This is a genomic window from Pseudomonas batumici, assembly GCF_000820515.1.
Classification (GTDB): Bacteria; Pseudomonadota; Gammaproteobacteria; order Pseudomonadales; family Pseudomonadaceae; genus Aquipseudomonas; species Aquipseudomonas batumici.
Genome location: NZ_JXDG01000086.1, coordinates 1 through 6,506, shown reverse-complemented (window position 1 = coordinate 6,506; position 6,506 = coordinate 1). Strand labels below are relative to the sequence as shown.

Annotated in this window: 5 protein-coding genes; 4 read left to right on the top strand and 1 reads right to left on the bottom strand. The window is 51.4% G+C overall.

Annotation, left to right across the window (positions count from 1 at the left end; genetic code table 11):
* Positions 1–105: 105 nt before the first annotated feature.
* Positions 106–1,362, top strand: coding sequence for a TolC family protein (locus UCMB321_RS28315; RefSeq protein ID WP_167337472.1), 1,257 nt, complete (start codon positions 106–108; stop codon positions 1,360–1,362).
* 228 nt (positions 1,363–1,590) lie between these two features.
* Here UCMB321_RS28315 and UCMB321_RS28310 read toward each other — a convergent pair whose 3' ends face one another.
* Positions 1,591–2,814, bottom strand: a complete 1,224-nt coding sequence (locus UCMB321_RS28310; RefSeq protein WP_040072001.1) for a glycosyltransferase family 4 protein — start codon at positions 2,812–2,814, stop codon at positions 1,591–1,593.
* A gap of 453 nt (positions 2,815–3,267) precedes the next feature.
* Here UCMB321_RS28310 and UCMB321_RS28305 point away from each other — a divergent pair, with 453 nt between their 5' ends.
* The 3 genes from UCMB321_RS28305 to UCMB321_RS31630 form a co-directional block, all read left to right on the top strand.
* A complete protein-coding gene (locus tag UCMB321_RS28305; protein WP_040072000.1) occupies positions 3,268–3,516 on the top strand; it encodes a hypothetical protein in 249 nt (82 codons plus the stop codon).
* A gap of 183 nt (positions 3,517–3,699) precedes the next feature.
* Positions 3,700–3,948, top strand: a complete 249-nt coding sequence (locus UCMB321_RS28300) for a hypothetical protein (RefSeq protein WP_040071999.1) — start codon at positions 3,700–3,702, stop codon at positions 3,946–3,948.
* A gap of 14 nt (positions 3,949–3,962) precedes the next feature.
* The coding region (locus tag UCMB321_RS31630) for a calcium-binding protein (protein WP_280806667.1) at positions 3,963–6,506 on the top strand (2,544 nt) is incomplete at its 3' end.

Genomic DNA, 6,506 nt, shown 5'->3' with positions numbered 1-6,506 from the left:
CACCGGTAGAGTTTGAAAAGCGTTACGCAATGAGCTTTCAGGGTGTCTAGAAAATCCGGGGCGATTCAGGATGCTTGTGCGGAGGGCGCAAAGACAGAGCTGACCTTGCCCGATATCGTCGCCAGCGCCTTGTGCCACAATCCGAAAACCCGAGAGGCGTGGGCCACTGTAAAAGCACAAGCTGCGCAAGTTGGTGTCTCCAAGGCCGCCTATCTGCCGACGTTAGCTGGTACCACTGGAGTGGCGAAAGACCATACTTCCAGCTATGGCACTTCAGGTAATCCGTTCCATGTCCAGTCCAACAGCAACTACCAGAATGCTGCACTGACACTGACATGGGTACTCTACGATTTTGGCGCGAGGTCGGCGAACGTCGACTATGCGCAAAGCTTGCTGGCTTCCGCTTTGGCCGGGCAGGACAGTGCATTGCAGACGGTATTTGCCAACACTGTCAAAGACTACTATGCCGCGTTCGTTGCGCAAAAAAACAGGCAGGCGACGCAAGATATCCAGGCGGATGCAAAGCGTGTCCTGGACGCAGCAGCGATGCGAGTGCAGCGTGGCGTGGCTTCGCTCAGTGATCAGTTGCAGGCGCAAACATCGTATTCGCAGGCCACCTTCAACCGCAACAAAGCTGAGGGTGACTGGCTATCCGCGTTGGGTCTGATGGCTATCGACATGGGGCGGCGCCCGAACGCTTCCCTGCATTTGGTCGACGCAGATAAGGTCATGTTGCCCAAGGAGTCCTTTGTGCAGTCCGTCGATCAATTACTGCGCACGGCTGAAGAGCGTCATCCTTCGTTGATTGCGGCCCGGGCAGAGCTGGCGGCGGCCCAGGCCCACGAAGAAGTCGTCCGGGCGCAGGGGCGACCAACGATCAGTTTTGTTGGCAAATACAGCTACAGCAATCAGCCGCAAAGTGCCGGTGCTGGTCAGCAGTATTTTGGTGAGACCAGCCGGGACCGCTCGATTGGGATAGAACTCAGCATCCCGATTTTCGAGGGTTTTACACGCACCTATCAGGTTCGTGGCGCCCAGGCACAAGTCGAAGGCAAGGAAGCCAGCTTAAGCGATACCGAGCTGCAAGTGGCGTCCAGTGTCTGGAGCAATTATCAGACGTTAAAGGTCGACACCGAAAATGTACGCACCAGCCAGGACATTCTCGACAGCGCCAATCAAGCGTTCGAGGCGGCACAAGCGCGCTACGCAAAAGGGGTAGCAGGCATACTGGAATTGATCACGACCCAGACGGCCTTGGCCAATGCGCGGCAACAGCAGATTGCTGCGTTGGCTGGTTGGCAGAATGCACGGATTCAACTGGCGTCGAGCCTGGGGAGCCTGGATTTGCAGAGCTTAAATTAAGCTTCCTTGAAATACAGAGAAAAGCCTGCAGAAATTTAGGCCTTTCTCGTTGATGCCGATACGAACACAGAATGTAAGCAATGGGGTGGGCGCTCACGCCAATATTCGTATCACTGTGCCGGAGTGAGCGGTGTTGCCATCCACTTGTTGTGCATTGAAAAATATGCCAAGTCTGAATGCTTGAAAAGCATCAAGCCTGGCGGGTTCGGGTCGCTGGAGTCGAATTTTTCAGCGGTCTGCGAGCATTCGCAATAACTGCAAATGCGCGGGCAGACATATCGTCTGTAGGTCGTAGTGATTCACAATGGTTTGACGTGCATTGTGCCGCAGCGAGGCGAACGCTCGTGGCTCCTTTAGCACATCGATCACGCGATCCGCGATCTGCTCAGGCGAAAAGAAGTCCACCAGCAAGCCGTTCTCTCCATGGCGTACTACCTCCTCGACGGGCTGGGTTTTCGAGCCGACGATCACACAACCTGCCGACATCGCTTCCAGCATCGACCATGACAATACAAACGGATAGGTCAGATACACGTGTACGCAGGACACTTGCAAAATTTTAAGAAAAACCGAATACGGTACCTTGCCGAGAAAGTGCACTCGATTAAGATCAAGGCTGTCGCCTAGCTCGCTCAATAGCGCCTGCTTATACGTGCGTCCTCCCGGCAAGCGCGCGCCATAACTGATCTCATCACCGCCAACAATTAACACGCGTGCATTCGGGCGCTGACTCAGGATCGTGGGTAAGCTGCGCATCAGCTGCGGAAAGCCGCGATACGGTTCCAAATTGCGTCCGACATACGTAACGATCTCGTCGCCGCACGCGATATCGATGTCAGTATTTGGAATCCTTAAGTGTGCGGTGGCATCGGGCGTCACGGCGCGTGTATCGACGCCTTCGTGCATGACGTGTAGCAGTGACTGATAGCGTTTTGGATACAGCGACTTCTGCCACTCGGTCGGACATTGCCCTAGATCGACGGCATCGAGTCCCATCAAGTTACCGAGATTTTTAGTACGCAGACGTGGTCCGCTGTCGAACGGCGGCGATACCTCGAGATCGAAATCCACGTCAGCACCGCGTAAGTGATAAAAAAATTCAAAATAACCGAGCAGGGGGACTTGCGGATAAACCTCCTTCAAGTACCAGATTTCGCCCCAGCCATTGTGACCCAGCATTACGTCCGGCACGAAGCCGGATCGCTTTAAATCAAGCGCGGCGCGCACAACCGCCTGCGCATTCAATATGCCGGCCTCGGCATCCACTAAATAGTGATGCAGGTTCGGTGTGACCCTACGACTGGGTTGATACCTGATGGTTTTGACCCGGGGCAAGGTCGCGGCTTTTCGCTGGGTGATAACCACGACTTCATGGTTGGGGTCAGCGCTTAGAAAGCGTGCGAGATGCAGGTATTGACCGGGGAAATTCTGATGGACGAACAGGATTTTCATGGTGGAGGCAGCTGATCCTTCAGAGGCATAAAATCATTTTTTAAGCATTAAAAATAATTGCCAAAATACACGGCAATTGTACTTGTCAAGCTAAAAAATGTGTCGTATTTTGTCTGGCTAAAGGCAATATGCTAGCATGTCTCTGGAGTATTTTTCCTAAGCAACCGGACAAAAAATTACAGGCGACGTTCGAACAGAAGCCTAAGATTGGCGAGATGTTGTTGCTGCTGCTGTTGTCGCGATTGAGTGCATTGAAAATATTTTCTGTATGTTGGCGCTAAAGCCTAATGTATAAATTAAGAGTTGTAACTCTGGGGGCTGAAGTATTTTTTATGTGAGGTGGTTCGGTTCGTGATGTCAAATAAGCCATACGAGCCGGATAGGTTGCATTTATCTTGATGAATATATGGATTGATAAATCATGCGAATGTTTATCACTACGAGGGAGGTGTTATGGGTCTGTTGAAATTTTGTTTCATGATGGCGCTGATGAGTGCGTTCGCCGCACTTGGATCAGCGACACTAATCCTAACAAAAACAGACAAAATTGCATATCAGGAGTGGAAGCTTAATCCAAAGCGCCCCACTCTGGCTGATCTTGATAGTGAAAAATTTCCGCTCCGATACATGATGGGTTATGTATTTCGGTTGCTTTTTCTTGTTGGCGTCATATGTGTTGTTATTGCCATTTGCTTTAAATAATCAGGGAGATTGTCATGGCGGCGGAAGGTGTTATCTCACTCATACAAATATTTGCTACTACGTACGACGGCGGCTCAGCATGCAACTTTAACCAGGTCGTGCAAAATCAGTAAGCTTTACCTGGCTTGAGAGATATATGGATTTATTATTCATGTGAGTGTTTATCACTGCGAAGGATGCGTTATGGTTTTGCTGAAGTTTGGTATTGTGATGGTGGTGATGAGTGTGTACGGCGCACTTGAAACGGCGACGCTAATTCTAAAAAAGGAAGACAAAATTGCATATAAGGAGTGGAGGCTTAATCCAAAGCGTCCCACGTCGGTCGATATTAAAAGTGAAAAATTTCCGCTTACATATATGATGGGTTGTTTGTTTAGGTTGCTTTTTCTTGTTGGTGCTGTGTGTATTATTGTTTCTATTTTTCTTAAATAATCAGGGAGATTATCATGACGGCGGAAGGTGTTGCTTCACTCGTACAAATGTTTGCTGGCCAGCTTGGAAAATATATTGACAAAGGTTATGGGCAGGCATATGCCAATGTAATCACAAGTGACGCAACAGTGCCCGCTGCATTCGCGGAATTGTTGACTAAGATGGAGGCTGGAGATGCCGGTTGGGAGGACGTCGCCACACTTACTTTAAAAATTGAAAAATTGATAGCAAGCGTTGGCGTTGTAATTGGAATAGCCGAAGCCAGCCCTGCGCTGGCAGTTGTTGGTGCGCTTGGGATCGCGCTGTTTGCCTGGGAACATAGCGATACAATATTAGATATTGGTCTCGGTGCACTCGATGGCACATTAAGTCTAGATGACATATTACATGGAAGAATTCCCCAGCTCTCGTCGGATGGAAATAGCATCCTAGATCGTCTAGGAGTTGACCCAAATACAAATGCTTTTTTTCAGCGTGCGGTGCAATTCGTCCCGCGCCGCGATCCACTGGCGCTCGATCTCAATGGTAATGGCATCGAAACCCTGCCTGCCAATGGCCAGGTATTATTCGACGCAGATGGCAGCGGCACCAAAACCGGTACGGGCTGGATAGCGCCCACGGATGGTTTTTTGGTTATCGATAAAAATGGCAATGGCCAAATCGATAACGGTACTGAGTTATTTGGTGATGCGTATGTAAAAAGCGACGGCACCAAAGCGCTCAACGGTTTCGATGCACTCGCCGACCTCGATAGCAACCACGACGGTAAAATTGATTCGAGCGATGCGCAGTGGTCACAGCTGAGAATCTGGAAAGACACCAATAGCAATGGTATCACCGATCCAGGTGAGTTGATCTCGCTGGATGCAATCACCGGCCCGAATGGTGTGGTCGGCATCAAATCGATCAATCTGAGCAACCAAGCTGTCTCACTTAATCTCGGCAACGGCAATATCGAAACCGCTAAAGGTAGTTTTACCTGGAACGACAACACCACTGCCGATGTGTTGTCCGCGGCGGCCAATTTAAATCTTGCCTCCAATCCGTTCTATCGCCAATTCCCGGCGCTGCCGATTCCCGCTGCTGAGCAGGATTTGCCGAACTTACAAGGTTCGGGCGCCGTGCGCGATTTGCGTGAGGCTGCAACCCAGTCCACCGCCTTGGAAACGATATTGCGTCAGTACGATCAAGCCACCACGCGCGATCAGCAACTGGCCTTGCTCGATAACCTGCTGGGGAGTTGGGCTAACTCCAACACGCTGATGCAGGATTGGGTGAATCGACTCGACAGTACGCAGTTCACTTATTCTTGGGGGGGAAATACCCTTCAGCGTAACGTCGATTTTGTCGTGAACGACCAAGGTAGCCAGTACGATGGCAGCGAATTGACCGTGGGCCGCTTCAGTGACAATGCCAAACTGGAAGCACTGGCAAAAACTCGTATTTTAGAAATATTTAACCACCAACAATTCTTTAATTTTTCATTGAAGTCACAAGATGCCAATAACGACGGCAACACCGACGCCGTTACGACAACGCTACAGATCGGTAGCCTCACCTACAGCCTTCAAAATGCGTTTAACGGCGCGGGGGCGGCGGATCCGCTGGTGATAAACAGCGATAATTTAGTGTTGCAGCAACCGCAGATCGATGCCATCAACCAATCGTATGATGCGCTGCGCCAATCGGTGTACCAAGGGTTGCTGCTGCAAACGCGTTTGAAGCCGTACATGGATAGCATCCAGTTAAATTTTGATGCGCAAACGGGGTTTGCCCTTGATTTTTCGGGGTTGAATACCAAGCTCGAAACAGCAAGACAAACCGACGCAAAAAATGCGTATTACGATCTGATTGAATTGGATCAGGCTGCCGGTAAACAGTTATTTCAACGGGGTTGGGATGGGCTCGGCACCTTGCGTACATGGGTGCAATCTGCCGCGGGCAATGCGGACTTACAAGCCGTACTGACCGAAATGAATGTGAGCCTGGTGACCGGCAACGTCAGCGGAACAGCGAACGCCGATATATTGTTCGGGCAGGACGCAAACGATACGTTAGCCGGCGGTAGTGGCAACGACATTCTCAGTGGCGGTGCAGGTAACGACTTCCTCGACGGTGGCGCGGGCGACGACGTGCTGGATGGTGGTACCGGCAACGACACGCTGAGTGGCGGCACCGGCAACAACACCTTCCTGTTCGGCCGCGGCGATGGCCAGGACCAGGTGACGTACACCTACGACACCACGGTCGGTAAGCTCAATACCTTGCAGTTCAAGGCGGGTGTCGCGCCAAGCGACGTGGTGCTAAAGCAGGTGTACGACCCGAGCTTCGGCTCTAACGCGGGCCTGGAGTTGAGCATCGCCGGCACCACTGACAAGATCACGATCAGCGGGTTCTTCTATAACGACAGCACGGCCAATCCCTTCAACCCGGTGCAGCAGGTGCAATTTGCTGATGGCACCATTTGGAATATGGCCGCTATCACCACCGCGCTGCTGGCTGGCACAGCTGGCGACGACAACATCCGCGGCACATCGGCTGACGACACCTTGACCGGT